This is a genomic window from Curtobacterium sp. YR515 (assembly GCF_900113095.1).
Lineage (GTDB): Bacteria > Actinomycetota > Actinomycetes > Actinomycetales > Microbacteriaceae > Curtobacterium.
This window is the reverse complement of sequence record NZ_FOOD01000004.1, coordinates 447,601-474,140: the sequence shown is the minus strand read 5'-3', so window position 1 is coordinate 474,140 and position 26,540 is coordinate 447,601. Positions and strand designations below refer to the sequence as shown.

25 protein-coding genes are annotated in these 26,540 nt (G+C 72.0%); 7 read left to right on the top strand and 18 right to left on the bottom strand.

Features of this window, described 5'->3' with window-relative positions; translation table 11 throughout:
• The first annotated feature begins 90 nt into the window (after window positions 1–90).
• The gene (gene helR, locus BM028_RS13525; protein ID WP_092387115.1) at window positions 91–2,220 is read left to right on the top strand and encodes an RNA polymerase recycling motor ATPase HelR; all 2,130 of its coding nucleotides are present in this window, start codon (window positions 91–93) and stop codon (window positions 2,218–2,220) included.
• Here the strand turns inward: helR and BM028_RS13520 are convergent.
• Window positions 2,207–3,040, bottom strand: a complete 834-nt coding sequence (locus BM028_RS13520; RefSeq protein ID WP_092387113.1) for a helix-turn-helix transcriptional regulator — start codon at window positions 3,038–3,040, stop codon at window positions 2,207–2,209. The genes helR and BM028_RS13520 overlap by 14 nt on opposite strands.
• A gap of 102 nt (window positions 3,041–3,142) precedes the next feature.
• Here BM028_RS13520 and BM028_RS13515 point away from each other — a divergent pair, with 102 nt between their 5' ends.
• On the top strand, window positions 3,143–3,823 hold the full coding sequence (locus tag BM028_RS13515) for an SDR family NAD(P)-dependent oxidoreductase (protein ID WP_092387111.1): 681 nt from the start codon (window positions 3,143–3,145) through the stop codon (window positions 3,821–3,823).
• Between the two features lie 191 nt (window positions 3,824–4,014).
• Here the strand turns inward: BM028_RS13515 and BM028_RS13510 are convergent, their stop codons facing one another.
• On the bottom strand, window positions 4,015–4,455 hold the full coding sequence (locus tag BM028_RS13510; RefSeq protein WP_092387110.1) for a GNAT family N-acetyltransferase: 441 nt from the start codon (window positions 4,453–4,455) through the stop codon (window positions 4,015–4,017).
• A 77-nt stretch (window positions 4,456–4,532) separates the two neighbouring features.
• On the opposite strand from BM028_RS13510, the gene BM028_RS13505 reads away from it, so the two are divergent.
• The gene (locus BM028_RS13505; RefSeq protein ID WP_092387108.1) at window positions 4,533–5,564 is read left to right on the top strand and encodes an alcohol dehydrogenase catalytic domain-containing protein; all 1,032 of its coding nucleotides are present in this window, start codon (window positions 4,533–4,535) and stop codon (window positions 5,562–5,564) included.
• Window positions 5,565–5,580: 16 nt separating this feature from the next.
• Here the strand turns inward: BM028_RS13505 and BM028_RS13500 are convergent, their stop codons facing one another.
• Window positions 5,581–6,297 carry a hypothetical protein gene (locus BM028_RS13500; RefSeq protein ID WP_092387106.1) on the bottom strand — a complete coding sequence of 239 codons (717 nt, stop codon included), beginning with the start codon at window positions 6,295–6,297 and terminating at the stop codon, window positions 5,581–5,583.
• A 10-nt stretch (window positions 6,298–6,307) separates the two neighbouring features.
• Window positions 6,308–6,901: a dihydrofolate reductase family protein gene (locus BM028_RS13495; protein WP_092387105.1), complete on the bottom strand. Its 594-nt coding sequence runs from the start codon at window positions 6,899–6,901 to the stop codon at window positions 6,308–6,310.
• Between the two features lie 355 nt (window positions 6,902–7,256).
• Here BM028_RS13495 and alr point away from each other — a divergent pair, with 355 nt between their 5' ends.
• Entirely contained in the window at window positions 7,257–8,387 is a 1,131-nt protein-coding gene (gene alr / locus BM028_RS13490) for an alanine racemase (protein ID WP_092387103.1), read from the top strand.
• Entirely contained in the window at window positions 8,380–9,366 is a 987-nt protein-coding gene (locus tag BM028_RS13485; protein ID WP_092387101.1) for a D-alanine--D-alanine ligase family protein, read from the top strand. Before alr ends, BM028_RS13485 begins: the two co-directional genes overlap by 8 nt.
• Before the next feature lie 24 nt (window positions 9,367–9,390).
• On the opposite strand, the gene BM028_RS18565 is transcribed toward BM028_RS13485, so the two are convergent.
• The 5 genes from BM028_RS18565 to BM028_RS13465 form a co-directional block, all read right to left on the bottom strand.
• Window positions 9,391–9,552, bottom strand: a complete 162-nt coding sequence (locus BM028_RS18565) for a hypothetical protein (RefSeq protein WP_156794908.1) — start codon at window positions 9,550–9,552, stop codon at window positions 9,391–9,393.
• Between the two features lie 261 nt (window positions 9,553–9,813).
• Window positions 9,814–10,119, bottom strand: coding sequence for a hypothetical protein (locus BM028_RS13480; protein WP_092387099.1), 306 nt, complete (start codon window positions 10,117–10,119; stop codon window positions 9,814–9,816).
• A 138-nt stretch (window positions 10,120–10,257) separates the two neighbouring features.
• Window positions 10,258–12,624, bottom strand: a complete 2,367-nt coding sequence (locus BM028_RS13475) for an ATP-binding cassette domain-containing protein (RefSeq protein ID WP_092387097.1) — start codon at window positions 12,622–12,624, stop codon at window positions 10,258–10,260.
• Window positions 12,625–12,690: 66 nt separating this feature from the next.
• Window positions 12,691–13,146, bottom strand: a complete 456-nt coding sequence (locus BM028_RS13470) for an NUDIX hydrolase (protein WP_071294703.1) — start codon at window positions 13,144–13,146, stop codon at window positions 12,691–12,693.
• A 10-nt stretch (window positions 13,147–13,156) separates the two neighbouring features.
• Window positions 13,157–13,918: an SDR family oxidoreductase gene (locus tag BM028_RS13465; RefSeq protein WP_071294704.1), complete on the bottom strand. Its 762-nt coding sequence runs from the start codon at window positions 13,916–13,918 to the stop codon at window positions 13,157–13,159.
• A gap of 153 nt (window positions 13,919–14,071) precedes the next feature.
• On the opposite strand from BM028_RS13465, the gene BM028_RS13460 reads away from it, so the two are divergent.
• Window positions 14,072–14,545 (top strand): NfeD family protein, encoded by a 474-nt coding sequence (locus BM028_RS13460; protein WP_254789583.1) that lies wholly within the window; start codon window positions 14,072–14,074, stop codon window positions 14,543–14,545.
• Complete coding sequence (locus BM028_RS13455; protein ID WP_070419006.1) at window positions 14,542–15,771, top strand: SPFH domain-containing protein; 1,230 nt, start codon at window positions 14,542–14,544, stop codon at window positions 15,769–15,771. Before BM028_RS13460 ends, BM028_RS13455 begins: the two co-directional genes overlap by 4 nt.
• A 63-nt stretch (window positions 15,772–15,834) precedes the next feature.
• Here the strand turns inward: BM028_RS13455 and BM028_RS13450 are convergent, their stop codons facing one another.
• From BM028_RS13450 to BM028_RS13410, 9 genes are all read right to left on the bottom strand, one after another.
• Window positions 15,835–16,185: an RNA polymerase-binding protein RbpA gene (locus BM028_RS13450; RefSeq protein WP_070419007.1), complete on the bottom strand. Its 351-nt coding sequence runs from the start codon at window positions 16,183–16,185 to the stop codon at window positions 15,835–15,837.
• Between the two features lie 110 nt (window positions 16,186–16,295).
• The gene (lnt, locus tag BM028_RS13445; RefSeq protein ID WP_092387095.1) at window positions 16,296–17,855 is read right to left on the bottom strand and encodes an apolipoprotein N-acyltransferase; all 1,560 of its coding nucleotides are present in this window, start codon (window positions 17,853–17,855) and stop codon (window positions 16,296–16,298) included.
• A gap of 137 nt (window positions 17,856–17,992) precedes the next feature.
• Window positions 17,993–20,437: a DEAD/DEAH box helicase gene (locus tag BM028_RS13440; protein WP_071294706.1), complete on the bottom strand. Its 2,445-nt coding sequence runs from the start codon at window positions 20,435–20,437 to the stop codon at window positions 17,993–17,995.
• Entirely contained in the window at window positions 20,434–21,186 is a 753-nt protein-coding gene (tatC, locus tag BM028_RS13435; RefSeq protein WP_092387093.1) for a twin-arginine translocase subunit TatC, read from the bottom strand. The genes BM028_RS13440 and tatC overlap by 4 nt, the downstream gene beginning before the upstream one ends.
• Window positions 21,187–21,545: 359 nt before the next feature.
• Window positions 21,546–22,517, bottom strand: coding sequence for a helix-turn-helix transcriptional regulator (locus BM028_RS13430; RefSeq protein WP_071301561.1), 972 nt, complete (start codon window positions 22,515–22,517; stop codon window positions 21,546–21,548).
• The gene (locus tag BM028_RS13425) at window positions 22,510–23,622 is read right to left on the bottom strand and encodes a helix-turn-helix transcriptional regulator (RefSeq protein ID WP_254789581.1); all 1,113 of its coding nucleotides are present in this window, start codon (window positions 23,620–23,622) and stop codon (window positions 22,510–22,512) included. The genes BM028_RS13430 and BM028_RS13425 overlap by 8 nt, the downstream gene beginning before the upstream one ends.
• A 71-nt stretch (window positions 23,623–23,693) precedes the next feature.
• Window positions 23,694–24,623: an FKBP-type peptidyl-prolyl cis-trans isomerase gene (locus tag BM028_RS13420; protein ID WP_092387091.1), complete on the bottom strand. Its 930-nt coding sequence runs from the start codon at window positions 24,621–24,623 to the stop codon at window positions 23,694–23,696.
• A gap of 43 nt (window positions 24,624–24,666) precedes the next feature.
• On the bottom strand, window positions 24,667–25,749 hold the full coding sequence (locus BM028_RS13415) for a tRNA (adenine-N1)-methyltransferase (protein ID WP_229085971.1): 1,083 nt from the start codon (window positions 25,747–25,749) through the stop codon (window positions 24,667–24,669).
• Window positions 25,746–26,456: an HAD family hydrolase gene (locus BM028_RS13410; RefSeq protein ID WP_229085973.1), complete on the bottom strand. Its 711-nt coding sequence runs from the start codon at window positions 26,454–26,456 to the stop codon at window positions 25,746–25,748. The genes BM028_RS13415 and BM028_RS13410 overlap by 4 nt, the downstream gene beginning before the upstream one ends.
• Window positions 26,457–26,540 lie beyond the last annotated feature (84 nt).

Genomic DNA, 26,540 nt, shown 5'->3' with positions numbered 1-26,540 from the left:
CGAGACGGCGGACCCCTCCTGCCATGACCAGGATACGGCCGGACCAGGGGCTTGCCGCAAGACCCCCGTCGTGCCCCACAATCGACCCTCGTGTCAACGCCGTACCCCGTCTTCGACCTCCCCGAACGCCTCGCCGACAAGGCCGATCCGGCCCTGATCGCCGACGACGAGCGGCACTTCGCCGCGATCGCCGCCACCCTCGACGCCTCGACCACGACGCTCACCCGACGCCTCGACGAGCTCCGCCGGACCCGAGCGGGCGGCGGGGAGTACACGGTGGAGCGCGATGCCGAGGTGCGCCGGGTCACCCGCGAGCTCACGGCTCTCCGGCGGTACGGGCTCGACCTGTGCATCGGGAGGATGGTGTTCGCCGACCGCCCGCACCCGGTCTACGTCGGCCGCTCGGGGCTCACCGACGCGGACCTCGAGCGGCTGCTGGTCGACTGGCGCTCCGCGACCGCCGAACCGTTCTTCGCGGCGTCGCACGGCGATCCTCGTGGCCTGGTGAGCCGGCGACGCTACCGCTGGCAGCGCGGTCGGATCGTGGACTACTGGGACGAGGCCTTCACCGACGAGGGCCTGCTGCACACCGCAGCGCTGGACGACCAGTCGGCGTTCGTCGCGAGTCTCGGCACCAGCCGCAGCCCGCGGATGCGGGACGTGCTCGGGACGATCCAGTCCGACCAGGACGCCGTGATCCGCGCGGACTCCGCCGGAGCACTCGTGGTGGACGGCGGCCCGGGGACCGGCAAGACCGTCGTCGCGCTGCACCGGGCGGCGTACCTGCTGTACGCCGACCCACGCGTGTCCCCGCGGCACGGGGGTGTGCTGTTCGTCGGGCCGACGCACGGGCACCTCGACTACGTCGGGGACGTGCTGCCGGCACTCGGCGAGGACGGGGTGCAGCTCGCGACCGTGACGGACCTGGTGCCCGAGGGCGCCGACGTCCCCGACGAGGCCGATGCGGACGTCGCGGCGATCAAGGCGGGTACGGCGCTGACCCGGGCGGTCGAGCGTGCGGTCCGCGGGTACGAGCAGCCGCCGGAGCGGACGGTCATCGTCGAGACGGACTGGGCGGACGTGCCGATCACGCCCGACGACTGGGCCGACGCGTTCGACGCAGCGGACCCGGGCGACCCGCACAACGCCGCACGCTCCGACGTCTGGGACGCGCTGCTCGAGATCGTGACCAACCGCCTGGCGGGAGCGGCCCCACCCAGGGCGATCCGCGCCTCCGTGGACGACAGCGACGTCCTGCGTGACGCGTTCCGCCGGGCCTGGCCCGTGCTCGACCCGGACGGTGTCGTCGCGGACCTGCTCGCGGTACCCGACCACCTGGCGCGGTGCGCGCCCGACCTCACCGCAGCCGTCCGCGCACGCCTGCACCGCCCGGACGCCCGCGCGTGGACCCGGTCCGACCTGCCCGTGCTCGACGCCGCCCGTCGGCGGATCGGGGACCCGGCAGCTCCGGCCCGGGAGCGGCGTGCTGCGGCCGCCAGGGCCGCCGAACGCGAGCGGATGGACCGGGTGATCGAGGACCTCGTCGCGAACGACGACTCCGAGCTGCAGCTCATGAGCATGCTGCGCGGAGCGGACGCGCGGAACAGCCTCGACGACGACGCGGTGACGGCGGCACCGGACGTCGATGCCCTGGCGGGACCGTTCGCGCACGTCGTCGTCGACGAGGCGCAGGAGCTGACGGACGCGGAGTGGCTGATGCTGCTCCGGCGGTGCCCGAGCCGGAGCCTCACGGCCGTGGGGGACCGGACCCAGGCGCGGGAGCCGTTCGCCGAGTCGTGGGAGGACCGGCTCGCCCGGATCGGGCTCCGGGACGTGCGGACCGCGCGTCTCCGGATCAACTACCGCACGCCGTCCGAGGTGATGGCGGTCGCCGAACCCGTCATCCGCGCAGCCGTGCCGGACGCGAACGTGCCGACCTCGATCCGCGACTCCGGCGTGCCGGTGCAGTACGGGTCCGCCGACGAGCGGGACGTGGTCCTGGACACGTGGGCCGCGGCGAGCGCCGACGGGATCGCGTGCGTGGTCGGCGACGCCGGGTACGCGGGGACGGACCGGATCCGTTCCCTGTCCCCGGAGGCGACGAAGGGTCTCGAGTTCGACCTCGTCGTCCTGGTGGACCCGGAGCGGTGGCGCCCGGTCGACCGGTACGTGGCGATGACGCGGGCGACCCAACGACTGGTCGTGCTCAGCTCGGCGTGAGTTCCTGCAGGCCGGTGACGCGCAGGAGGTCGAGCTTGGCGGCGTCCTCGGTGCCGGGGACCGCCGTGTAGACGACGATGCGGAGGTCCCCGCCCGGCACGCTCAGGACGTCGCAGTCGATCTCGATCGGGCCGACGGGGGAGTGCACGCGCTTGCGGCTCGCCCGGTGCTCGGCGACGCGTCCGGTGTCCCAGCGGCGCTCGAACTCGGGGGACTCGCGGCGGAGGCGTGCCACGAGCTCGGCGAGGTCCCGGTCGGCGGGATACCGTCCGACGGCGGCGCGGAGGTCGGCGGCGAGGTCGCTGGAGAACTCCTCCTGGTGCTCGTCGTCCCACTCGACCTCCTCGTGGCCGTGCATGAAGTGTCGCCACACGAGGTTCCGGTCGATGCCCGTGTACCGGGAGGGGTCACCGGTGAGCGCTGCCCAGAGGTCGTTCCACAGGACGATGTCGTGCGCGGCGGTGAACACGGCGAGGGGGACGTCGCCGAGGCGGTCGACGATGCGCTGCACGCCCGGGGCGACGTGCCGGGGGACGACCCGGCGCGACGGCGGCGCGGACCCGGCGACGCGGCAGAGGTGGTCGCGTTCCTCCTCGGTGAGACGGAGCGCGGTGGCGAGTGCGCCGAGCAACTGCGGCGACGGGTTCGTCGCGCGTCCCTGCTCGAGGCGGACGACGTAGTCGACGCTCACCCCGGCGAGCGCAGCGAGCTCCTCGCGACGGAGACCCGGCGTCCGTCGACCGGGCCCGGCCGGCAGGCCGACCGCTTCGGGACGGACCCGGTCGCGCCAGGAACGCAGCACACTCGCGAACTCGCTCATGCCCACCATCCTCGACCCGCGCCTCCCGGCCTGCCTGGTACTGGTGGTCCCACTGTCGAGCGGTGCCTGGGGGACCCGGCCACGGAGGCGGAGGCTGGGCGCATGACAACGACACTCATCACCGGAGCCAACCGCAGTCTCGGGCTCGAGACCGTCCGTCGCCTCGTCGAGGCCGGGCACACCGTGTACGCCGGCATGCGCGATCCGGCCACGGGGGACGCGGCGCGTGCCCTCGGCGCGCACGTCGTCCAGCTGGACGTCACCGACCAGTCCTCGGTCGAGCGCGCGGTCGCCGGACTGCCCGGACTCGACGTGCTCGTGAACAACGCGGGCATCCTCGGGACGTCGTTCGGGGTCGACGACCTCGACGCCGCTGCGATCGGAGCGGTGCTCGACACGAACGTGACCGGCGTCGTGCGCGTGACGCAGGCGGCGCTGCCGCTGCTGCGGGAGTCGGCGAACCCGGTCATCGTGAACGTGGCCTCGGGTGTGGGCTTCCCGCGGTGGCTGACGACCCCGGGGCGGGACGAGTACCCGGTGCCGGCGGTGCCGTACGCGGCGTCGAAGGCGGCACTCATCGCCCTGACCGTGCAGTACGCGAAGAACCTGCCCGGGTTCCGGGTGAACGCGAGCGACCCCGGGTACACGGCGACGGAGTTCAACGGGTTCGGCGGGCACCAGACCGTGACCGAGGGGACGGACGCCACGGTGGCGCTGGCGACGCTCGGCGCGGACGGTCCCACGGGGGAGTTCCACGACCGCGCCGGGCGCATCGCGTACTGAGGCGGGGCCGGGCGCGGGCGGGGCCCGCCCGCGGCCGCTTCGTGAGCAGAAGATGTCGGGTCGGCCGGATGGACCCGACACCTTCTGCTCACGAAGTGCGTCCCCACCGCGGGCGCGACGGCCTGGAGGCACGGCTCGCATCCGACGGGCGAGCTCGCTCCGTCCCGTGGCCGGGTCGCAGAGCGCCCGGTTCAGTCGTGCACGTCGGCACCGAACCCCGGCCCTGGACGCATCATCCAACCCGCGGCATCGGGGAGCGGGCGGAAGCCGAACTGCTCGTACAGCCCGTGGGCGTCCGCGGTGAAGAGTGCGAACCGCTTCAGGCCGAGCGGCTCGATGGCCTCGGTGACTCCCTGCACGAGGGCGACACCGGCACCGCGGCCTCGCGCCACCGGGTCGACGAAGACGTCGGCGAGCCAGCCGAACGTCACACCGTCGGTGATCACACGGGCGTACCCGAGCTGCTGACCAATGGTGTCGTCGTAGACGCCGAAGTTCCGGGAGCCGGCGATGATCGCGTCCTGCGTGGCACGGTCTCGGCCCCGAGCCCAGTAGGACTCCTCGCTCAGCCAGCGGTGGACACGGGGGACGTCGAGGTCGGCGGGGTCGGCGGAGAAGCGCAGTCCGTTCATGCAGCCAGTGAACCGGCGGTGCCATCTGGTGCGCAACGGCGGCGCTCACGCGGGGCACCGTCTGTCAGGATGGCCGGATGCGCGCAGTCCAGTACGACGAGTTCGGTTCCGTCCCCGCGGTCGTGGATGTCCCGGACCCGGTAGCCCCGATCGACGGGGTGGTCGTCCGGGTCGCCGCGACCGGGGTCTGCCGGAGCGACTGGCACGCGTGGAAGGGGCACGACGACTCGGTGCGCCTGCCGCACGTCCCCGGGCACGAGTTCGCCGGCGTGGTGTCGTCCGTCGGGCCCGACGTCCGCGGGTTCGCCGTGGGGGACCGGGTGACCGCGCCGTTCGTCTTCGCGTGCGGCGAGTGCGAGCAGTGCCTGGACGGTGCGACGCAGGTGTGCACCCGGCAGCAGCAGCCCGGCTTCACGCTGCCCGGTTCGTACGCCGAGGCCGTGGTGGTCCCGCACGCGGACGTCAACCTCGTCGCGCTGCCGGATGCCGTCTGGTTCGCCGAGGCCGCCGGACTCGGTTGCCGCTTCGGGACCGCCTACCACGCACTGCACGCCCGGGGACGGGTGGCCGCCGGCGAGTGGGTGGCCGTCTTCGGCTGCGGGGGAGTCGGACTGTCGACCGTCATCGTCGCGGTCGCCGCCGGAGCGAAGGTCGTCGCGGTGGACGTCTCGCCCGCCGCGCTCGCACGTGCGGAAGCCCTCGGTGCGGTCGCGGTGCCGATGGACGACGCGGTCGGGGAGGCCGTCCGAGCCGTCACGGGCGGCGGAGCCCACGTGTCCGTGGACGCCTTCGGCAGCCGCGCCACGTCGGTCGCCGCGGTCGCCGCACTCCGGCCTCGGGGTCGGCACGTCCAGGTCGGGCTGCTGCTCGACGACGAGGCCGCGCCGGCGATCCCGATGGGCCGCGTCATCGGCGACGAGCTCGAGCTGCTCGGCAGTCACGGGATCTCGGTGGGGGAGTACGCCGCGATGCTCGACGACGTCGTCGCCGGTCGTCTCCGCCCGTCGGAGTCGATCGGTCGGACGATCGGGTTCGACGAGCTTCCCGAGGCGATCCTCGCGATGGACCGACCGGCGACCTCGGCGGGCATGACGGTCGCGGTGTTCTGAGCGCCGGCGACCGCGCTCAGCCGCCGATCCGGAGCGATCGGACGTCCTCGACGATCTGCTCGGGCGACCCCGGGGTGTCGTCCGGCCAGTGGGGCGCATGTGCTGCCGCGGCACGCAGCCACTCGACCACGGCGACCCGCACGGCGTCGGACGCCTCGCGGAGGTCGTGTCCGTACTGCATGCCGAGCTGTTCGTCGGTCCACGGCACGCCGACGCCGATCGTGTCGAGCGGGTGCGGGGGCCGCTCGGGCAGGTCCTCCCACTCGGCCAGGGTCGTCGACGCTGCGCCACCCTCCGGCGCGGGAGCGGGCGTCCCGAGGACGGCGTCCGGATCCGCGAAGGCTTCCCGACCCTCGACCAGCACCCGTTCGATGGTCGTCGGGATCGCGAGCCCGTTCGCGTCGAACCTGGCGGCAGTCTCGAACCAGTGGTCGGACGCCTCCCGCAGGTCGGCAGCGGCGACCACGAGTCGCTGATCCGCGATCTCGGCCACCGACTCCGCGTCGGTCCGCATCGTGATGAACGCCGTCGAGTACCCCAGCGCGCTCATGAGGTCGACCGCCTCGGTACGGAGGATCGGTCGTGCGCCGTCCTCGACGGCCGCGACGACGTCCTCGTCCCACGGCCAACCGCGGAGCCGCATCCGGAACGCCACCGTCGATCGGTCCAGGTGCCCGAGTTCCCGACGCACCCGTCGGAGGTTCCGGCCGATCTGCTCGTCGTACGCACCCATGCCGGGAACGCTAGCGCTTCGGTCGGTACACGTCCGCCTTCGCGCCGCCGTCGAACACCGTCGAGCTGATCAGCGTCAGGTCGACTTCGTCCTGCAGCCCCGAGAAGATCCCGTCACCCGCCCCGAGGACCACCGGCAGGACCACCAGGCAGTACTCGTCGACGAGGCCCGCGGCCACGAGGCTCCGGCAGAAGTCCGTCCCGCCCTGTGCGAGGACGTCAGCGCCGTCCTCGGCCCGCAGCCGGTCGACCTCGGCCACGAGGTCGCCGTTCGCCACCCGGGCACCGGTCCAGGTCGCCGCCGCGGGGGAGTCGGCCCCACCCGTGTCGACCGTGGCGGGATCGAACCCGGCCTGGCGGGTGAAGACGACCTTCGGGACGGTGTTCATCGCACCGGCGACGGGTGTCGTCGCGTTCGCCCAGAAGCCGGCGATGGACTCGAACGTCCGCCGACCGAACGCGTGCACACCGGCGCCGGAAACGGTGTCGAGCACCCATGCGGCCGAGTCCGGACTCGCGGCACGGAACATCCAGTCGGACTCCGCACGTGCACCTGCGACGAAACCGTCGAGGGACATCGACATCTTGAGGACGAGCTTCCGCATCGGACACCGCCGCTTCCGAGCACCGCTCGGCGCTCATGACGGCGATGCTAGAGGGGAGTGGCGTCGACCACCAGAGTGCGGCCGCAGCGCGGCCCGATGGATCTGAGTTGACATAATATACATTATCGGCGCGCAGCGAGTGGGGCCAGGAGGCGCGGATCACCGCAGCTGGTCTGCTCACGCCAGCCGCGCCTCCCGTCCCTCCTGCAGCAGCGACGACCGTCATCCGCACGGCATCGACGGCTTGGGTCGCGCGGCGCGCGACGTCATCCCCAGGACCGATGACTTCCTCCGTGGTTTCGGTGACCATCGATATCATGCATATCAGTTCGGTAGCGATCTCCAGGAGGCAGGCATGACACCGTCGCGCCCACAGCTCGTCGTCCACGACGACGCCGTCCGCGCGAACACCGCCGTGTTCGCCGACCGGACGGACGGCGGCGTCATGGCCGTCCTCAAGGCCGACGGGTTCGGCCACGGGGCAATCGCCCGGTCGGTCCTCGCCGCCGGAGCGACGTCGATCGGCGTGACCACCATCGACGAAGCGATCGCCGTCCGGGCAACCGTGACGGACGCGCCGGTGCTCAGCTGGCTCAACCCGGTCGACGCGGACTTCGACGGTGCGCTGCTCGCCGACGTCGACATAGCCATCCCGAGCGCCGAGCTGCTCAGTGCCGTCAGCCGTGCAGCAGTCCGGACCGGACGCCGTGCCCGGGTCCACCTGCACGTCGACGTCGGGATGGCCCGCGACGGTGCCGACCCCGGGTCGTGGCCGTCACTGTGCACCGCCGCACGCGAGCTCGAGCGGCTCGGCACGGTCCGGGTCGTCGGGGTGATGGGCCACATGTCCTGCGCCGACCAGCCCGACGACCCGCAGAACACGCGCGAACGGCTGCTCTTCGACAACGCGGTCCGTACTGCCCGGCGTCGCGGACTGTCCGGCTTCGTCACGCACCTCGCCGCCACGGCAGCGACCGTCACCGGGGTCGGCGGCCGCCACGGTCTGCACCGCATCGGCGCGGGGCTCTTCGGGATCGACCCCTCCCGGACATCGACGGACCTGCAGCCGACGCTCTCCCTGACGGCTCCGGTCGTCGGTTCCCGGGTGATCGGCCCCGGGGCCGGCGTCGGCTACGGCCTCGACCACGTCGTCGACCGTCGGACCACCCTGGCGCTGCTCCCCCTGGGCTACGGCGACGGACTTCCCCGCGCGGCGTCCGAGCGGGCCGAGGTCCAGGTGCGCGGACGCCGTCGACCGCTCGTCGGCCGGTTCTCGATGGACATGGTCGTCGTGGACACCGGCGACGACCGGCTGGAGCTCGGCGAGACCGTCACGTTCTTCGGGCGCGGCCTCGACGGCGAGCCGACCGTCCACGACTGGGCGGGCTGGGCCGACACCATCGAGCACGAGATCGTCACCCGCATCGGCACGCGCGCCGCCCGGGTCCACCGCACCGTCACCACCCCGGAGGCCACCGTTGCCTGATCGCCACGACTCCCGCACCCCTACGGCCCGGACCCGGATCGCGGTCATCGGTGGCGGCGCGAACGACGAGCACGAGGTCTCGCTCGCATCCGCGGCCGCGGTCACGCGAGCCGTCCGGGCCCTCGGCTTCGACGCGGTCCCCCTGACGATCGACCGGACGGGCAGCTGGCGGCACACGAACGGTGCCGAGCTGTCCCCCGCGGACGCCGTCGCCGTGCTGACGTCGTGCCGCGCGGCGTTCCCGGTGCTCCACGGTGTCCACGGTGAGGACGGCGCGGTCGCCGGCTTCCTCACGATGATCGGCGTGCCGGTGGTCGGCTCCCCCGTCCGCGCCGGCGCACTCGGCATGGACAAGTGGGTCACGAAGACCGTGGCCGAGGCCGTCGGCGTCCGCACGGCGCCGGGTGTGCTGATCCGCGCTGGAGACGAGATCGGCCCGGTGCCCCTCCGGACGCCCTTCGTCGTGAAGCCGACGACCGGTGGGTCGAGCAACGGCGTGACGGTGGTCCGGACGCCCGACGCGTACGCGGCTGCCGTGGCACATGCCCGGGCTGCAGGCACCGACGTGCTCGCCGAGGCGTTCGTCACCGGGCGCGAGATCGACATCGCCGTGTTCCGCGACGACACCGGGACGCTCCGCACCGGCGCGACGCTGGAGATCGGCGTCGCCGACGGAGACGTCTTCGGGCGCACCGAGAAGTACGACGGGACCGCACGGTTCACGGTGCCGGCGGCGCTGTCTGCCTCCGACGAGGCAGCGATCGACCACGCAGCCCGGACCCTCTACGACACGCTCGGGTGCGCGGGCGTCGCGCGGTTCGACTTCTTCCTCACCGACGACGGCGTCGTGCTGAACGAGGTGAACACCGCGCCGGGGTTCACCGAGCAGTCGCAGGTGCCCCGGATGTTCGCGGCGGTCGGCTTGGACTACGTCAATCTCGTTCGCGCCCTGCTGCAGGCGGCGGAACGGGCCGTCTGACCGGTGAACCGTGCCGCCGTGCGATCAGGACTGCGGATCGACGCTCGTCGGGACGTCGTCGGCGTCGATCTCGAGGGAGGCATGTTCGCCGCCCTGCTCCTCGAGGTTCTCCTGGTCCGTGTCCGGCTGTTCCGGCTCCTCGCTGTGGGTGGTCTCCTCGGCAGGGTCAGGCTGGCTGTAGCTCATGTGGCGGAAGCTACAGGGGCCGACCTGGGCGCGCGTCCGGCGGTCCGGAACACGCGTTGCGTGGTCCAGGAGGAACGGTGCGGGCCCGACCCGCGCCTCCCGTCCGCCGTGGCGTCGGGACGTGGGGACGTGGGGTGCGACGCGCGGACGCCGAACGCCAGCGAGGCGGATCGGCATCGCTGCCGACCCGCCTCGCTGGCGGACCGCTGCGCGGCGACTCGGGGCGGTGATCCCCGGTCAGACGTCAGCGGCGATGTGGACTCAGGCCTGGGACAGCACGACCGCGGTGAGGATGTAGCCGACGATGCCGATGACGATCGCGATGGCCGACAGGATGATGCCGCCGAGGACGATCCCCCGACCGGACGCGCGTCGGCGAGCCAGGATGCCGAGGACGAGCCCGATGATGCCGGCGATCACGCCGATGATCGCGAGGAAGATGCCACCGACGACACCGACGATGCCGAGGACGAGGCTCGCGATGGCGAGTCCGCCACCCGTGCCGGCCGGTGCTGCACCGGGCGTGTTCGCTGCGGGGTAGTTCGGTCCACCGGTCTGGTCGGCCATGAGGTCTCCTTCGTCGTGAACGCTCGTCATGCGACCGGGTAGCCGCGGGCGGGGTGGCCCAAGCATGAGCGTCAGTCAGGACGGTAGACCGTTCGACCAGCTGGTGTTCAGGTACTCCGCCCGGACCTGTCCCCCGCCTCAGGCTCCGACGTAGGCCGCCAGGTGCTCCCCCGTGATCGTCGACCGAGCCGCGACGAGCTCGGCCGGCGTGCCCTCGAACACGACGCGGCCGCCGTCGTGGCCCGCGCCGGGCCCGAGGTCGATGAGCCAGTCGGCATGTGCCATCACGGCCTGGTGGTGCTCGATCACGACGACCGTCCGCCCGGCCTCGACCATGCCGTCCAGCAAGCCGAGCAGCTGTTGGACGTCCGCCAGGTGCAGCCCGGTCGTCGGCTCGTCGAGGACGATCACCCCGCCGGGGTCGCCGAGGTGCGTCGCGAGCTTGAGCCGCTGCCGCTCGCCGCCGGACAGGGTCGTCAGCGGCTGGCCGATCGTCAGGTACCCGAGTCCGACGTCGACGAGCCGGGCGAGGATCGCGTGCGCCGCGGGGATCCTCGACTCCCCCGTCGCGAAGAACGTCGCAGCGTCGGCGACGGGCATCGCGAGGACCTCGCTGATGTCCTTTCCCCCGAGCCGGTACTCGAGCACCGACTGGTCGAATCGCTTCCCGCCGCACTCGGCGCACGGCGTCGCGATGCCGGCCATCATGCCGAGGTCCGTGTAGATGACCCCCGCGCCGTTGCACGCCGGGCACGCACCCTCGGAGTTGGCGCTGAACAGGGCGGGCTTCACACCGTTGGCCTTCGCGAAGGCCTTGCGGATCGGCTCCAGCAGCCCCGTGTACGTCGCCGGGTTGCTCCGCCGGGAGCCGCGGATCGCGCCCTGGTCGATCGCGACGACACCGTCGCGCGGTGACAGCGACCCGTGGATGAGCGTGCTCTTGCCGGAGCCGGCGACACCCGTCACGACCGTGAGCACCCCGGTCGGCACGTCGACGTCCACACCCTGCAGGTTGTGCGCGTCGGCGCCGCGGATCTCGAGGACGCCGGTGCGTTCGCGCACGACGTCCTTCACCGACACCCGGTCGTCGAGGTGGCGACCGGTGACCGTGTCGCTCGTGCGGAGCCCGTCGACCGGCCCCTCGTAGCAGAGCGCCCCGCCGTTCGTCCCCGCCCCCGGCCCGAGGTCGACGACGTGGTCCGCGATCGCGATGACCTCGGGCTTGTGCTCGACGACGAGCACCGTGTTGCCCTTGTCGCGGAGGCGGAGCAGGAGCCCGTTCATCCGCTCGATGTCGTGGGGGTGCAACCCGGTGCTCGGTTCGTCAAAGACGTAGGTGACGTCGCTCAAGGACGACCCGAGGTGCTTCACCATCTTGACGCGCTGCCCCTCTCCCCCGGACAGGGTCCCCGTGGGGCGGTCGAGCGAGAGGTACCCGAGGCCGATCTCGACGAAGGAGTCGACCGCGTCCCGCAGGCCGTCGAGCAACGGCCCGACGGTCGGTTCGTCGATCCCCCGTAGCCAGGCGGCGAGGTCGGTGATCTGCATCGCGCAGACGTCCGCGATGCTCTTGCCGGCGATCGTCGACGACCGTGCGACGTCGTTCAGCCGGGTGCCACCGCAGGCCGGACAGGTGGTGAAGGTGACCGCGCGGTCGATGAAGGCCCGGATGTGGGGCTGCATCGCTTCGCGGTCCTTCTGCAGGAACGAGCGCCGCACGCGCGGGACGAGCCCCTCGTACGTCATGTTGATGCCGGCGATCTTCTGCTTCGTCGGTTCGCGGTACAGGAAGTCCTGGCGTTCGGCGTCCGTGAAGTCACGGATCGGCGTGTCCTTGTCGAAGTACCCGGACTCGGCGAACATCCGGACGTTCCAGCCGTCCGTGCCGTACCCGGGGATCGTGATCGCCCCGTCCGACAGGGACTTCGTGTCGTCGAACAGCTGTGTGAGGTCGATGTCGGTGACCGTGCCGCGGCCTTCGCAGTCGGCGCACATGCCGCCGAGCCGTGAGAACGAGACCTTCTCCGCCTTGGCGTCCTTGCCCTTCTGCACGGTGATGGCACCACCGGCCGTGACCGTGGCGAGGTTGAAGGAGAACGCGTTCGGGCCACCGATGTGGGGCGTCCCGAGGCGGCTGAACAGCACGCGGAGCATGGCGTTGGCGTCCGTCACGGTGCCCACCGTCGAGCGGGGATCGGCGCCGATGCGTTCCTGGTCGACAACGATCGCCGTGGTGAGGCCGTCGAGCACATCGACGTCGGGGCGTGCGAGCGACGGCATGAACCCCTGCAGGAACGCGCTGTACGTCTCGTTGATCATGCGCTGCGACTCCGCCGCGATGGTCGCGAACACCAGTGAGCTCTTGCCCGACCCGGACACGCCGGTGAAGACGGTCAGGCGACGCTTCGGGAGCTCGACGTCGACGTCGCGCAGGTTGTTCTCACGTGCACCACGCACCCGGATGCGGTCGTGGGTGTCAGCGGCGTGCTCGGCACTCGGTTCCATGCCCACAGGGTAGCGGTGACGTGTGACGTTCCACAGGACGGTTCCGCACCGGAACGAGCCGGCGCGTCAGGACGGCGCGTGGGTGCGGACGAGACCAGGGAGCTCGGCGGGCTCGAACGGCTCGTCGGTGGCGTCGAGCTCGTCGGCCGTCCACCAGCGCGACTGCAGGATGTCCACGCGCTCGTCGTCGGTCCACTCGGCGTCCGACAGCGTGAAACCGGGCGTCCGGACGACGTAGAACTCCGCGTGGCCGCGGTCGTGGTCGGCCAGGTCCCACTCGACGGTGAAGTCCCACGACCACACCGGCTCGCCCGGGTCGTCGATGACGATGCCGGTCTCCTCGCGCAGTTCGCGGATCGCGGCGTCGCGGTGGTCCTCGCCGGGGTCGACACCGCCGCCGGGTGTGATCCAGCGGTGCGCTCCGTCCGACGACGGGGAGTTGGTGTCCATCAGGAACACCCGACCGTCGGGGTCGAGCAGGATGATCCGGGAGGTGCGGCGCAGGCCGGGCTTCGCAGTCACCCGTCCGACGTTAGCCGACGAAGCCGCTGACGTCGCCGACGAGCTTGGTGTGGTCGGCGGGGATCGGCTCGATCGCGGCCGCGGCGATCTCGGCGGCGAACTCGGAGACGCTGTAGAGCTTGCCGACCTCGGCACGGCGGCCCTCGATCGCGCCCGGGTTCAGGCGGTTGAGGAGCGTGGCGGTGATCGTGCCCTCGATCATGTCGCCGGAGACGACCACGAACTCGATGCCCGCCGCGTCGAGCTGCGGCACGAGCTCGCGGAGGGCGAGCTCGCCGGCCCGCTTGCTCTTGGCGACCGGCACGTACTCGTCCATCGTCTCGGCGGTCTCGACGAAGTGGGCCTGGTGGCTCGTGACGAACACGACGCGCGATCCGGCGGGCATGTGCGGCACGGCGGTCTGCAGCATGTCCACCTGCGCGTCGCGGTTCAGGCGCAGCGCGTAGTCCTCGCCCAGGCCGGACTCCATGCCACCGGAGGCGTTGAGCACGAGCAGGTCGATGCCGCCCCACTCCTGCACGACGGTGTCGACCATCGCCTGGACGGAGTCGTGGTCGGTCAGGTCCGCACCGACGGCGAGTGCCGACCCACCCGCGGCGACGATCTTCTCGGCGATCTGCTCGGCACGCTTGGCCTTGTTGCGGTAGTTCACGACGACCTTGGCGCCGGCCTCGGCCAGGTACCCGACGGTGTCGGCGCCGATGCCGCGGGACGAACCCGTGACGAGGGCGCGCTTGTCGGCGAGGGATCCGGGGGCGAGGGGGTTGCTCACAGTCGTGTTCTCCAGGTCTGGTTCGGCGGGTCGGCCGCCGACGAGCCTACCAACCACCGCGCGGGCACAGCACGGACTTGATATGTTGAACGGAGTTGGACCGGCCGTCGCGACGCAGCGAGCAGCCGCGCGCGACCGAGGGAGGGAGATCGCGTGAACGGGATCGATTGGATCCAGACCGTCATCTGGATCGGACTGGTGCTCCTGCTGGGCGTGGTCGAGATATTCACGCTCGACTTCATCTTCATCATGCTCGCGGCCGGTGCTGCCGGCGGGCTGGTCGCCGCACTGCTCGGCGCGCCGTGGTGGCTGTCGGCCATCATCGCCGCGGGCGTCGCCCTGCTGTTGCTGTCGGTCGTCCGGCCGCGGCTCCTGACGGCACTCGGTCGGAACGCCGACCCGCACCGCACCAACGTCGAGGGACTCATCGGGCTGCCGGGCACGGTCGCCGTCGCCTTCACCGCGTCCGCCCCCGGCCAGGTCCGCCTGGCCAACGGCGAGACCTGGAGCGCCCGCATCTCCGCCGATGCCACAGACCGAACACCGCCGCTCGGGACCCCTGTGGTCGTCGAGTCCATCGAGGGGTCGACGGCTGTCGTCCGCCTCGGAGAAAGGGCCACCTCGTGACCATCTCAGCCGGGACGATCGCACTGCTCGTCCTCATCCTCGTCGTCGTCATCTTCGTGATCGTCGTCCTGTCCCGCGCGATCCGCATCGTGCCGCAGGCGACCGCGGGGATCGTCGAACGCCTCGGGAAGTACCACAAGACCCTCAACCCCGGGTTGAACCTGCTGGTGCCGTTCATCGACCGACTCCGGCCGCTGCTCGACATGCGCGAGCAGGTCGTGTCCTTCCCGCCGCAGCCCGTCATCACCGAGGACAACCTGGTGGTCTCGATCGACACGGTCGTCTACTTCCAGGTCACCGACGCCCGCGCCGCCACCTACGAGATCGCCAACTACCTCGGCGCGGTCGAGCAGCTCACGACCACCACGCTCCGCAACGTCGTCGGTGGCCTCAACCTCGAAGAGGCCCTGACCAGCCGCGACAACATCAACGGCCAGCTCCGCGTCGTGCTCGACGAGGCGACCGGCAAGTGGGGCATCCGCGTCGGCCGCGTCGAGCTCAAGGCGATCGAGCCGCCCGTGTCGATCCAGGACGCCATGGAGCAGCAGCTGCGTGCCGAGCGCAGCCGTCGTGCCGCCATCCTGCAGGCCGAGGGGACGAAGCAGTCCCAGATCCTCGAGGCCGAGGGGCAGCGGCAGGCCGCCATCCTCGCGGCCGAGGGTGACGCGAAGGCCCAGGTCCTCCGCGCCGAGGGTGAAGCGCAGGCGATCGCCACGGTGTTCGACGCCATCCACACCGGCGACCCGGACGACAAGCTCCTGTCGTACCAGTACCTGCAGACCCTGCCGAAGATCGCCGAGGGCACCGCGAACAAGCTCTGGATGATCCCGAGCGAGTTCACCGAGGCACTCTCCGGCATCGCGAAGGGCTTCACCGCCGGGCGCACCGGCAGCGGACCGATCGCCGGCGGCGGTGCCGGGGGCGACTTCCTGTCGCGGATCTCCAAGCTCGCGAACGAGAGCCTGGCGAACAGCGCGGCCGCCGATGCCGCGGCCGGTTCGGTCCCCCGCCCGGACGCCACGGCGGCGGACATCGTCCCCGAGTCCGAGCTCGACCAGCGTCTCGCCGAGTCGAACAAGAGCGTCGACGCGCACCTCGCGGCGTCGGACGAGGCCGCGGCCGACGAGCTCCGCGACGCAGCGAAGGACGAGCACCACGGGAGCGCGACCGACGCCGGCCCCGACGCCTCCGGACACCGCACGAGCGACGGCTCCGGCCGCCGCTGACCGCCACCACGACGACGACGCCCGCCCCGGGAGACCGGGGCGGGCGTCGTCGTCGTGTGCGGGTCAGGCGCCGCGCCGTGCGCGCAGGAACTGCAGTCGCTCCTGCAGGAGCTCCTCGAGCTCTTCACGCGAGCGCCGCTCGAGCAGCATGTCCCAGTGGGTCCTGGGGGCCTTGACGTCCTCTTCGGCGACCTCGACGGGGATGCCGTCGTCGCCGAGAAGTCGTCCTTCGCGACCGGAGCGAGGCTCCGACCACGTCTGGGGGACGTCTGCATCCGCCGAGAAGACGATGTCGAACGTCTCCCCCGATTCCGTCTGGTAGACCGCACGCTTGCGGTCCGAGAGCTCGACGCCCTCTTCGCTCTGGAGACTCTGACTCCCGAGCCGCATGCCGCGGAGACTCCGATCAGCCATGTGTGTGCTCCTCTCGCTCGTCTGCCCTCCACAACACTGTCCCACGCGCCTGCACTCCCGGACCGGCGCATTCACAGTCCTCTCCCAGTGCGGGGCCGCGGCCGGGGCGCTCAGGCGCGGCGAGCACTCGCGCGGCGGCTCCAGGGCGCGCAGGCGAGCAGCGTGAGGAGCCCGCCGAGCGAGAGCAGGAGCGCGATCGATCCGGACGCCAGGGTCGCCGGGGTGGTGGTGGTCCCGAGCGGCACGTCCGTGATCATCGAGGTCGCGGTGTACGCCGGCACCCGGTCGATCGTCCGTCCGGTCGGGTCGATGACCTGCGACGCCCCGACGGTGGAGATGTTCACGAGCGACCGACCGGTCTCGATCGCCCGCATCCGAGCGATCTCGAGCTGCTGCAGGTTCTCGTCGGTGCCGTCGAAGTCAGCGTTGTTCGTCTGCGCCAGGATGACCTGCGCTCCCCCGCGCGCCATGTCGGTGGCGAGTCCGTCGTCGACGATGTCGAAGCAGATCGCGATACCCGCCCGGACGCCGGCGACCGACAGCACGTTCGGCTTCGTCCCCGGGGTGTAGTCGCGCTGCAGCAGCCCGATGAGCGACGGCGCGAGCTTGGAGAAGAACCAGCGGTCCGGGACGTACTCGCCGAAGGGCACCGGGCGCTTCTTGTCGTAGGACGACTGCCAGCCGTCCTTCGTCCACACGAACGAGGTGTTGTGCAGGACCCCCGAGGACGTCTGCGTGATGGCGCCGGCGACGATCGGCGCCCCGACGGAGTCGACGACCTGGTCGAGAGCCGACGCGATCACCGGCTGCTGGCGCGGATCGAACTCGGCGGAGCCCTCCGGCCAGACCACGAGGTCGACCCCCTTCGCCTCGACGTCGGTCGCCGCGACCTGCGCGCTCAGCACCGCGCCCGGCGCCGCCCGGTCGAAGTACCCGGCGGGGCCGTCGCCCTGCACCGACTCGATCCGGATCGTGCCGTCGGTGGCGGTCGGCCACGCGGGCACGGCGAGCACGGCGGCGACGAGCAGTCCCGCCGTCGCGACGCGGACGGGCACCCGGACGCCCCGGCCGGGACCGCGAGGCACGACCAGGGCGAGCGACACGACGACCGCGACGCAGTACACGACGACGAACGTCACCCCGAGCACACCCACGTAGGCAGCCAGGTGCGTGAACGGGCCCTGCGACTGCGAGAGTCCGACCCGCCCCCACGCGAAGCCGCCGTAGGGCCAGCTCCCCGAGAACCACTCGCGTCCGGTCCAGAGCGCGGCGACGACGGCCGGGAGGCCCCACACGCGTCCGGCGGTGGACGGCACGACACGCGCCACCCAGCGGTACGCGAGGGCGATCGCGACGCTGCCGAGGGCGAAGAACGCGGCTTCGAACAGCGCGAGCGCGAACCACGGGACCGGGCCGAGGTAGCGGCCGGCCCACGAGATCGCGGGGATCCAGAAGGCCGCGCCGGAGACGTACCCGAGCCAGGCCGCGCGCCGGGCACGCTGGCCCATCGCGGCGAGCAGCATGCACGCGAGTGCCGGGTAGGCGAGGAACCACCAGCCCGGCGACGGGAAGGCGAGTGCGAACAGCACGCCCCCGATGACGGCGAGCGGGAACGCCTGCGCGAGCGGCAGGGCGGCGAAGTCGGACCGGCGGCCCGCCGGCGGGCGCACGGCGGAACCGCGACCCCCCGCCGCGGACCCACGCCCAGCGGTCGCGTCCTGATCAGAGGCGACTGAGGAAGTGGAGGCAGCGGAGGCGGCGCCCTGCGGGCGCACGTCGGACTCGGGAACCGGCACCGTGCCTCCTGTCAGACCGCCGCGTAGGCGACGATGCCGCGGCGCACCGCGTCCGTCGCCCGCCGTGCGGTCTGGGCGAGGTCGTCGTCGCCGGCGTTCCGGATCTGGTCGAGCAGGTCGATGACCTGCTTCGACCAGCGCACGAAGTCACCGGCCGGCAGGTCGAGCGTGCGCAGCACGTCGTCGAGCGCGGAACCGGACGCCCAGCGGAACATGCCGACCGCGGCGGCCGGGGTCGGCGGCTGCGACCCGGCGAGTCGGGCGTCGCGCTCGATGTCGTCGAGTCGGGACCAGATGGTCAGGGTCTCGTCGAGTGCCGGACGGAACGCCCCGCGGGGCAGGGCGTGCTCGGTGCCGGGCGCGTCTTCTCGGCGGGGCTGGTAGACGATCGTGGCGGCCATCGCGGCGAGCTGCGCCGGGGTGAGGTCCTTCCAGACGCCCGCCTCGAGGCACTCGGCGACGAGCAGGTCGCGCTCACCGTAGATCCGCTGCAGCCGACGCCCGCCGGCGGCGACCGTGGCCTCGCCGTTGCCGGTGTCGACCAGGTAGCCGAGCTGCAGGAGCACGTTCGTGACCCGGTCGAACGTGGTCGCGACCGCACCCGTGCGGGAACGGATCTGCTGCAGGAGCTTGTCGTTGGCGCGCTTGAGCTTGTACCAGCGCTCGGACCAGCGCGCGTGGGCCTCTCGGTCAGGGCAGGCGTGGCAGGGGTGCCGCTGCATGCGCCGTCGGACGTCCGTGATGGCGGCCTGCCGTTCGGCCCGGGCGCCGTGCGAGGCCTCGCGCCCGCCGGGGACGTTCGTCCGCTCGAGATCGGAGAGTTCACGGCGCAGGGCCGCGTACTCGGTGAAGTCACCGAGGTGGCACTGCATCGCCTGCTGGTAGCCGTCGAGGGACTCCTGCTGCGACCGGACCTTCCGCGCGAGGTCGACGACCGAACGGTCGGCCTGGAACTGCGCGAACGACGTCTCGAGGACCTCGCGCGTGCGCTGCCGACCGAACTGGTCGATGAGGTTCACGGCCATGTTGTAGGTCGGCTTGAACGACGAGTTCAGCGGGTAGGTGCGGCGGCTCGCGAGCGACGCGACGCCCTGGGGGTCGAGGCCGTCCGACCACTGGATGACCGAGTGCCCCTCGACGTCGATGCCACGACGCCCGGCGCGACCGGTGAGCTGCGTGTACTCCCCCGGCGTGATCGGGACGCGGGCCTCGCCGTTGAACTTCTCGAGCTTCTCGAGGACGACCGTGCGGGCCGGCATGTTCACGCCGAGCGCCAGGGTCTCCGTCGCGAACACGACCTTGAGGAGCTTGCGCTGGAAGAGGTCCTCCACCACCTCCTTGAAGGCCGGCAGGAGCCCCGCGTGGTGCGCCGCGACGCCGCGCTCGAGACCCTCGAGCCACTCCCAGTAGCCGAGCACGGCGAGGTCCTCGTCGAGGAGGGTGCGGCAGTGGTACTCCGCCGTCTCGCGGATCTCGTTGCGCTCCTGCGCCGTCGTCAGCGACAGCCCCGACCGGAGGACGTTCCGGACGCCCTGGTCGCACCCGTTCCTGCTGAACACGAAGAAGATCGCGGGCAGGAGCATCCGCTCGTCGAGCATGTGGGCGATGCGCTCGCGGTGCAGCTTCTCGGTGCGCGGACCACGACGGTCGTGGTAGCCCCCGCGCCCCCGTCCGCCGCGGTGTCCGCCGCCGTGCCGTTCGCTGCGCGAGGCACCGCCGACGAGCCGGAGCAGCTCCGGGTTGACGCGGTTCGTCGCCGCGGCACCGCTGGAGTCGAACAGGTCGACCATCTTCGAGCCGACGAGCACGTGCTGCTCGAGCGGCACGGGGCGGTCCTCGGAGACGATGACGTCGGTGTCGCCGCGGACGGTCTGCAGCCAGTCGCCGAACTCTTCCGCGTTGGAGACCGTGGCGCTGAGGGAGACGAGCCGGACCTCGGTCGGGAGGTGCAGGATCACCTCTTCCCAGACGGCACCGCGGAACCGGTCGGCGAGGTAGTGGACCTCGTCGAGGACGACCCACGCGAGGTCGTCGAGCAGGTCGGAGTCCGCGTAGATCATGTTGCGCAGGACCTCGGTCGTCATCACGACGACGCGGGCCCGCGGGTTCACGTTCGTGTCGCCGGTCAGCAGCCCGACCTCGGACTCGCCGTAGACGTCGACGAGCTCGGCGTACTTCTGGTTGCTCAGGGCCTTCATCGGCGTCGTGTAGAACACCTTCGCCGTCGGCTGCCGCATCGCCAGCCAGATCGCGAACTCGGCCACGATCGTCTTGCCTGCACCGGTCGGCGCGGCCACGAGGACGCTGCGCCCCTGGTCGAGCGCGTCGCACGCGGCGAACTGGAACGGGTCGAGGTCGAACCGCAGGTCGGCGCGGAAGAGTTCGAGGTTGCGGGACCGGTTCCGGACCTTCGCCGCCCGGAACCGTTCGGCAGCGCTCGGCTCCGTCGTGCTCACAGGCCGTACTCTTCGTCGAGCTTCGCCTGGCGCTTCGCCACCCGGCGGTCGTGGAGCCAGGCCACCGCGCACGCGGCGACGTACAGCACGATCATCGGCACGGCGAGCAGGAACATCGAGATGACGTCGGCGCTGGGCGTCACGATGGCGCAGAAGACCAGGATGCAGAGGATCGCTACGCGCCAGGACTTGATGATCGAGGACGCGGACAGCACGCCGACGAAGTTCAGCAGCACGAGGAACACCGGCAGGACGAACGCGATGCCGACGGCGACGATGAGCTTGATGACGAAGTCGTAGTAGGCCTTGGCGTCGACGATCGAGGTGTCCTGGCTCGACACGAAGCTGCCGAGGATGCCGACCACGTGCGGCAGGATGTACCACCCGAACCAGCATCCGGCGAAGAACAACGGGATCGCGGTCCCGAGGAAGCCCCACACGTACTGCTTCTCACGTCGCACCAGTGCCGGGACGATGAACGCCCAGATCTGGTAGAGCCACACCGGGCTCGCGATGACGATGCCGATCGTGATGGCGATCTGCAGCTTCAGGTCGAACGCGCCAGTGATCATCGGGAAGTTCAGTTCGGCCGTGTGCCCGCCGACCTTGGCGAGCTGGGAGACCGGCGACCGGAGCGCGTCGAGCACGAACGGGGTGAGGAACCACCCACCGACCGCGGCGATGACGATCGCGATCACTGCGCGGAACAGGCGGTTGCGCAGCTCGATGAGGTGCTGCCCGAGCGACATGCGGCCTTCGGCGTCCTTCGTCGGACGCCCGGTCCGCCTCGCTCGCCCGCGCGCGGTCGTCGAAGCCATGGGTCGATCCTACGGGGTCGGGACCGACAGTCGGCCGCGACGTGCGTTCGCACAGGAGGGTCACGGGCCTGGAGGCGCGGGGCGGGCCCGCACCGCGCCTCCCGTCCGTCGGTCGGTACGTCGGCGGCGGGGCCGACGCGTGTCCGGTCCGGCGGTCGCGCGCAGCTCGGCGGCCGCGCTCGGTTCGAACCACGGAACCGACGTCGAACCACGTCGCGGTGCCGGTTCGACGTCGGTTTCGTGGTTCGACGTGCGCGACACGCAGCGCCGGTCCGGCGATCGCGCGCGGCTCAGTCGGCGGCGAGGGCCGCCGCGGCGAAGTCGCGCACCGCGGCCCGTGCGGCCGGCGGGTCGAGCACGACCGCGCGACCGGGCAGCCCCGCGACGAGCCGCACCACACCGTCGAAGCCGTTCGACGCCGCCAGCCGGATGCGCACCCGGCCGTCGGTGTCGGGCGCGTCGGCCGTGTCGGCGAGGAAGTCGGCCACGAGCGGCAGCGACGAGGAGTCGAGCTCGACGGTGACGATCACGTCCTCGGCCGCCTGCTGGAACAGCGTGTCCGGGATCACCACGTCGTCGATCGACTTCTCCGCCGGGCGGTCGTCGACCCGTACGCCGGACATCCGGTCGAGCCGGAACGTCCGGAGGGCCTGTCGGTCGAGGTCCCAGGCCCGCAGGTACCAGTCGGTGTCGATCGACTCCACGCGCAGCGCGTCGACGCGGCGGGTGCTCCCCTGCGTGCGCGGACCGGCGTACTCGAACGCGAGCCCACGACCGTCGGCCATCGCCTTGCGGATGACCGCGAGGGCGACGTCGTGCAGGTCCTGCCCGACGGCGACGTTCGCGGCCGCGCCGCCGGCACCGCGGGACAGCTTCGCCATGAGCGCGCGGATCGCGTCGCGGTCCGCGGCCTCGGGCAGGGCGGACAGGTACTGCAGCCCGGCGATGAGAGCGGACGCCTCGCGCGCCGAGAGCCGCGGGGAGTCGTCGATCGCGACGAGGTTCGTCAGCACGATCATGTCGTTCTGGTCGAAGTCGTCCCACGCGATGTCGAACAGGTCGCCGTGCTGGTACTGCATCGTCTCGCCGGGGACGCCGGACACCGCGATGAGCTCGACGGCACGGCGGATCCGGGTCTCGGGGACGCCGAAGTGCCGAGCGGCCTCGGCGACCGAGACGCGTTCGCGGTCGATCAGGTACGGCACGAGGGCGAGCAGGAACGCGAGCTTGTCCTGCGCCTGGAGTGGTTGCTGCTCAGCCACGGGGGCTCCCGTCCTGGTCGGCGGCGGGCTCGGCCTGGCCTGCGGGTGCCGGTGCGTCGGCGTGGTCCGCGGGTGCCGGTGCGTCGGCGGGTGCCGGTGCGTCGGCGTGGTCGGCGACGAGGGCCCGCAGGCGCTCGGTCACCCGGTCGCGCAGGTCGTCCGGCTCGAGCACGCGAACCTCGGGCCCGAAGGCGGCGAGCTCCTCGGCGAGGATCTGGGGGTCGACGTGGTGCAGGACGAGGGCACCGTCGTCATCGGTCTCGGTGTCCCGCCGGCGGGCGAGCCGACGTTCGGCGTCCGACCCCGGTGCGACCCGGATCCGGGCGGTGCGTGCCGCCCAGATGCGCTCGAGCTCCGCCAGCGCGCGTTCGCCCGCGCCGGCCGGGGCCGGGTGCTGCCCGACCTCGTACTGGGCGACGGGCCCGACGATCCGGGAGAGCAGGTAGTTCTTCTCGCTGTCCGTCGCGAACTCGTGCGCGGCGAGCATCCAGCGGCCGCCGTGCTGGACGAGGGCGACCGGGGCCACCGCACGCCGACGCGGCTCGTGCTGCCCCGGCGTGATGTAGTCGAAGCGGACCGCGGCGGACCGGTCGAGCGCCGAGCGCAGCGGTTCGAAGGCGACGTCACGGGCGCGGAGCCGCGGGGCGTACGCATCGACGCCGAGGGCCCCGGCGCCGTCGTCCTCGGATCCGGCGGACCGCACCTTGAGCAGGCCGCGACGGGAGTCGGCGGAGAGCGCGCCCTCGCGCCAGGCCATCGCGGCGAGGGACAGGAGCGCGGACTCGTCCGGCGTGAAGCGGACGTCGACGGGCAGGTCGTACTCGCCCTTCGGGATCCGGTAGCGGAGCGTCTGGTTGTTGCCGGCGGCACCCGGGGTCTCGATGGTCTCGAGTGGGATGCCCAGCTCGCGGACGTCGTCCTTGTCGCGCTCGAACTGGCGCTCCAGCGAGGCGTTGTCGCCGCCCGTCGTGAACCGCTGCCGGTAGCCCTGCACGTTGGCCAGGATCTCGGACTTCGTCAGCCCGGACTCCGTCGAGAGCAGCGCGAGCACCAGGCTGAACAGCCGTTCCTCGGCAGGCACACGGGGTACACGGGTCGCTGGCACGAGCCGATCCTACGGCAGCGCGGGTGCACCGGAGTGCACCCGCGCCGCGGTCCGTGGACGGTCCGGGAGGGTCAGGCGGAGATCTTCCCGAGGACGTCGATCACGTACGCGTACGCCGCGCCCTGCTGGTGCACGATCGTGAGCACCTGGTCGCCGACACGGTGCCCGACGATGGCGTTCCGGACGCCTTCCTGCACCTGGCCCTTGGTGAGCGGCACGGTCTGCGCGCCCGAGCCGTCGGTCCAGCTGGAGCCGGCCACCGAGGCGTCGGTGCCGTCAGCGGGCCACGACACGGCGGTGTACTTGATGACGGCGGTGTCCTTGTCGGTGAGCTCGGCGCCGTGCCCCTTGCGGAGCAGGTGCGTCTCGTCCGACTTCGGCGCGGACCACGAGGGGATCGTGATGCCGGGCGCACCCGACGGCGCGAGGACGACGGCGGGCATCCCGTCCCCGGCGAGCTGCGGCGTGCCGGTCGCGCGGGCGTCGAAGGCCTTCTTGACGTCGATGACGGCGATGACGGCGTCCTCGGTCTTGGTCGACGAGGTCTCCGTGTCGCCGGTGGTCGAGGAGCTCAGGGCGCTCTTCGGCAGTGCGACGGCGAGGCGGTCACCGACGTGCGCGCACTCGAGGGAGGCGCCGAGCGCCCCGTAGTTGTCGGCACCCGCGGTGATCGGGGCGGTCTGGCCGGAGTACCCGCTCGTCTGTGCGACCTCGCCGGTCGCACCGTCGACGAGGGTGTACTCGATCACGACGGGCGTGCCGTCCTCGATCTCGCGACCCTCGCCCTGGCGGAGGACCGAGACCTGGGTGCCCTTCGTGGTGAGGCCGCTCGGGATGTTGACCTTCGGCTCCTTGCCGAACGCACCCGTGGCGGTGACCGCCTCGGACGCGGCACCGGGAGCGGCGCAGCTCGACGGCGTGGAACCGGCCCCGCTCGCCGCGCACCCGGTGAGTGCTGCGGCGAGGCCGATGGTGACCAGGAGTGCGGGGATGGTGCGCACGGACCCTCTTTCCGTTCGATGCAGGACGGGCACGTCGCGTAGCCTACCGGTCGTCCTCAGCAGCGCCGTCCGCGTCGGACGCGGCGGGTCCGGCCTCGGCTGCGGCGACCTTGCGGGCCTGTGCCGCCGCCTGTCGCGCGACCTTGCGGAGCTTCTTGTCGCTGGCCGACCGCTCGCCGACGGCGCCGGGCGTCCAGGCCTCGACGTCCTCGTCGGAGAACTCCGCCTTGCCTGCGCGACGCTTCAGGTTCGGCAGCACGACACCGTCGGCCAGCCGGCGTGCCGTGACGAGGAACCCGGTGTGCCCGACCATTCGGTGGTCCGGGCGGACGGCGAGGCCCTCGACGTGCCAGGTGCGGACCAGGGTCTCGCTGGACTGCGGGTCCGTGAAGCGCCCGGTGTCGCGGAGCGCCTCGGCCGTGCGGGACAGCTGCGTGACGGTCGCGACGTAGCAGACGATGAGACCACCGGGGACGAGGGCGTCCGCTGCGGCGTCGACGCACTCCCACGGCGCGAGCATGTCGAGGACGACCCGGTCGACGCTCTGCGGTTCGGCGGCGCCGGGCAGCTCCTCGACGAGGTCGCCGACCGTGACCGACCAGTTGTCCGGGACGGCGCCGAGGAAGGTGCCGACGTTGCCACGGGCGATCGCGGCGAACTCCTCGCGGCGCTCGAACGACTGCAGCTGTCCGGTCGGTCCGATCGCCCGCAGGAGGAACAGCGAGAGCGCGCCGGAACCGACACCGGCCTCGACCACGCGGGCGCCCGGGAAGACGTCGGCGAAGGCCACGATCTGGGCGGCGTCCTTCGGGTACACGATGGCGGCACCGCGGGGCATCGACATCACGTAGTCGTTGAGGAGCGGACGCAGCGCGAGGTACTCGTCGCCGGTGCTCGCCCGGATCACCGACCCGTCCGGCTGCCCGATGACGTCGTCGTGCCGGAGGACGCCGCGGTGCGTGTGGTACTCCCCCGCGACCTCGAGCGACAGGGTCGTCAGCTTGCCCTTCGGACCGGTCAGCTGCACGCGGTCACCGGCGCGGAAGGGTCCGCGCGGCGGGGTGTGCGGTGCGCCGCCCGCGGTGTGCGGCAGCGACTCGGTGGGGTTCGGGAGCGCGTCGGTCATCGTGCGACCTCCTGGGTGCGGGCGGCGAGGGCCGGGCCGGTCAGCTCGACGAGCCGGTCGACGTCGACGTCCGCGAGGGTGGTGAGGTGGACGTCGCCGCCCGTGATGTCCGACAGCGGGACGATGTGCTCGACGGCCACCGTGACCGCGCCGGAGGCCACGGCCGAGGCGACGCCGGTCGCCGAGTCCTCGATCGCGACGCACGCGGTCGGGTCGACGCCGAGCTGTGCGGCGGCGGACAGGTAGGCGTCGGGGAAGGGCTTCGGCCGCTCGACGTCGTCACCCGCGACGACGACCCGGAACCCGCGGGCACCGAGCGCATCGGCGGCGACGAGCGCCATCTTCCGACGGGACATCGTGACGAGGGCGGTCGGGATGCCGCGGTCGTGCAGGCCCTCGATGAGCTCGCGGGCACCGGGACGCCACGGCAGTTCACCGTCGCGCAGGCGCACCATCACGTACTCGGTCATCCACTGGATGATCTCCTCGACCTCCATGTCGACGCCCTTGTCGCGGAGGATCTCCCCCGAGCGCTCGAGGCCGCTGCCCACCAGGGCGAGACCGTCCTCGTGGGTCCAGACGACGCCGTAGCGGTCGGTGAGTTCGACCTGGGACTGCTGCCAGATCGGCTCGGTGTCGATGATCGTGCCGTCCATGTCCCACAGCACGGCTGCGGGCGGGACGAGGGCGGAGGGTTGCGCGGTCACGGGCGACGAGTCTACCGGGGCGGTCCGCCCGCGTTCCGCTCACCGCGGACGCGTGGACGCACTCCGGTCGAGCGGCCCTATCCT

What these genes read in the sequence shown, in the direction of transcription:
- BM028_RS13520 (WP_092387113.1), bottom strand. Translation starts at nt 3,040, where the DNA reads ATGAGCGAGTTCGCGAGTGTGCTGCGTTCCTGGCGCGACCGGGTCCGT.
- BM028_RS13450 (WP_070419007.1), bottom strand. Translation starts at nt 16,185, where the DNA reads ATGGCTGATCGGAGTCTCCGCGGCATGCGGCTCGGGAGTCAGAGTCTC.
- BM028_RS13505 (WP_092387108.1), top strand. Translation starts at nt 4,533, where the DNA reads ATGCGCGCAGTCCAGTACGACGAGTTCGGTTCCGTCCCCGCGGTCGTG.
- tatC (WP_092387093.1), bottom strand. Translation starts at nt 21,186, where the DNA reads ATGTCGCTCGGGCAGCACCTCATCGAGCTGCGCAACCGCCTGTTCCGC.
- alr (WP_092387103.1), top strand. Translation starts at nt 7,257, where the DNA reads ATGACACCGTCGCGCCCACAGCTCGTCGTCCACGACGACGCCGTCCGC.
- BM028_RS18565 (WP_156794908.1), bottom strand. Translation starts at nt 9,552, where the DNA reads ATGAGCTACAGCCAGCCTGACCCTGCCGAGGAGACCACCCACAGCGAG.
- BM028_RS13500 (WP_092387106.1), bottom strand. Translation starts at nt 6,297, where the DNA reads ATGGGTGCGTACGACGAGCAGATCGGCCGGAACCTCCGACGGGTGCGT.
- BM028_RS13510 (WP_092387110.1), bottom strand. Translation starts at nt 4,455, where the DNA reads ATGAACGGACTGCGCTTCTCCGCCGACCCCGCCGACCTCGACGTCCCC.
- BM028_RS13480 (WP_092387099.1), bottom strand. Translation starts at nt 10,119, where the DNA reads ATGGCCGACCAGACCGGTGGACCGAACTACCCCGCAGCGAACACGCCC.
- BM028_RS13515 (WP_092387111.1), top strand. Translation starts at nt 3,143, where the DNA reads ATGACAACGACACTCATCACCGGAGCCAACCGCAGTCTCGGGCTCGAG.
- BM028_RS13495 (WP_092387105.1), bottom strand. Translation starts at nt 6,901, where the DNA reads ATGCGGAAGCTCGTCCTCAAGATGTCGATGTCCCTCGACGGTTTCGTC.
- BM028_RS13415 (WP_229085971.1), bottom strand. Translation starts at nt 25,749, where the DNA reads ATGACCGACGCGCTCCCGAACCCCACCGAGTCGCTGCCGCACACCGCG.
- BM028_RS13475 (WP_092387097.1), bottom strand. Translation starts at nt 12,624, where the DNA reads ATGGAACCGAGTGCCGAGCACGCCGCTGACACCCACGACCGCATCCGG.